At 37.9% G+C, this 2,139-nt stretch carries 2 protein-coding genes; both read left to right on the top strand.

The window, feature by feature from the left end; translation table 11 throughout:
- Window positions 1–1,068: IS21-like element ISCth15 family transposase (istA, locus tag JCM21531_RS16935; RefSeq protein ID WP_038291573.1), on the top strand; the 1,068-nt coding region annotated here is incomplete at its 5' end.
- Entirely contained in the window at window positions 1,061–1,786 is a 726-nt protein-coding gene (gene istB, locus JCM21531_RS16930; protein WP_020457905.1) for an IS21-like element ISCth15 family helper ATPase IstB, read from the top strand. The genes istA and istB, both read left to right, overlap by 8 nt.
- The last annotated feature ends 353 nt before the right edge of the window (window positions 1,787–2,139 follow it).

Below are 2,139 nucleotides of genomic sequence, written 5' to 3'. Positions count from 1 at the left end.
AGGTATGAAGGGTATTATGTTACCATGTCGTTTCCATACAGCAATGGAGGGTATATACAGCTTTTCAAAGGTGCTAATATAGAATGCCTATTACAAGGAATGAAAAAGATTTTTGAACACATGGGAAAAGTACCGACATGTATCTGGTTTGACAATGATAAAACAATTGTCAAAAAAATATTTGCTAATGGAGAAAGAAAAGTTACTGAAGCTTTTGCACGATTCCGCATGCATTACGGCTTTGAAAGTAATTTTTGTAATCCAAGCAGTGGGCACGAAAAAGGTCATGTTGAAAACAAGGTTGGATATTCAAGAAGAAATATGCTAGTGCCCATACCGAAGTTTAAAGATATTGTAGAATTTAACCGTCAATTGCTTATCCAATGTGATGAAGATATGCAGAGGGAACACTACAAAAAGAATGTATTCATCAATATTTTATTTGAAGAGGACAAAAAAGCGATGCGGGATATTCCAAAAGCTGAATATGAAATATACCGCATCGAAAAGTTAAAGTCGGATAAATATGGCAAACTGAACTTTGACAACAGAAAATACTCTTCCGGGCCTCAATATGCCCAGAGAGAATTAATGATAAAAGCAGATGCCTTCTCGGTTGCAATTATGGATGAACAGTACAATACAGTTCAGGTACATAAACGTTTGTATGGAGAAGAGAAAGAGTCAATGAAGTGGGGGCCATATCTTGAGCTAATGAGCCGTAGACCAACTGCTTTAAAGTATACCGGTTTCTTCCGGGAGTTGCCGCAAACTCTTCAGGATTATCTTACAGTATGTGACTATGAACAGAAAAAAGGTGCTTTGCGACTATTAGTGAAGATGTTGGAACAAAGCGAACTTGATATAGCCATTGAAGCCTTTAGATTCTGTATCGAGAGGGGAATAAAAGATTTAGACAGCATATGGGCAAAATATTACACTATGGTCTGTACACACATACAAGTTCAAGATGTTTTACTCAACACTAAGACTCCTGATGTTGTGCCTTACACTGTGGATAATAGCATATATGATAACCTGCTGGCTGGGGGTGTCCAATATGTATGAACTAATAGCCAAACATTGCAGAAGCCTGAAACTTGGTTCACGGATTGTTCAAAACTACAAAAATATTGAGGCCAAAACACATGAAGAATTTCTTGAGAAGCTATTGGCTATGGAAGTAGAAGCTCGTGAACGGAATCGTAGGAATCACATGCTTAAGCAGGCACGTTTTGATTTGATAAAGACCTTTGGAGACTATCGTTTTGAAAAAATGATAATCCCGAACAGTATTGATATAGAAGCATTGAGAAATGCCTCGTTCATTGATAAAAAAGAAAATCTAATTCTCTACGGTCCTGTTGGACTAGGTAAAACGCATCTTGCTACTGCCATTGGTGTAGAAGCCTGCAATCAGGGCAGACATGTACGATTTTTCAGGACAGCGTCCCTTGTCAATCAACTATTGGATGCAAAGGCAGAAGGAAGCCTAAAACGGTTCTTAAAGCAGTTAGAGAAAGTAGAACTCTTGATTTGTGATGAATGGGGATTTATTCCCTTTGAACGTGAGGGCTCACAACTTTTATTCCAGGTCATTTCGGACTGTTACGAGCGTAAAAGTATGATTATAACTACAAATTTGGAATTCAGCAAATGGAACGGTATTTTTTACGATGAAAAGTTAACCAGTGCTATTATAGACCGTATAATCCACCATAGTCATCTAATCGTTTTTGACGGCCCTAGTGACCGACTGGTGAATTCACTTATGAGGAAACAGTGAGAAGAAAACGAATTGGGACTTATTAAGTTGTATCACTTTTTAGCTGATGCTCTGAGGTTTAAAGTTTAAACAGGCAGCACAGCAGGTCTGCGTTATGCCATGCTACAATGTAAATTACAAGGGGCGGAATCAAAAGTTGTATCACTCTTCCCTTCAGCCCTCGGTAATTTCTAAAAAGCATGGCATATGAAATAAAGTCAAGAGAAAAAGCGAAGAGACTCTTGACTTTATTTCAAGCAGACCGGAAATACAGGGAAAACCTCAATTTTACATTCCATATTTTGTATAATACTGGTTAGATGGGGTGTTGCATTTTTCTTGTCATTTTGTTGCACTTCCTATTGACAAAACAC

Origin of the sequence: Acetivibrio straminisolvens JCM 21531, from assembly GCF_000521465.1 — a bacterium.
Lineage (GTDB): Bacteria > Bacillota > Clostridia > Acetivibrionales > Acetivibrionaceae > Hungateiclostridium > Hungateiclostridium straminisolvens.
The sequence above is the reverse complement of the archived record's forward strand: the minus strand, read 5'-3'. Positions and strand labels throughout refer to the sequence as shown.

Coding starts and splice junctions, on each gene's coding strand:
- istB (WP_020457905.1), top strand. CDS start 1,061: ATGTATGAACTAATAGCCAAACATTGCAGAAGCCTGAAACTTGGTTCA.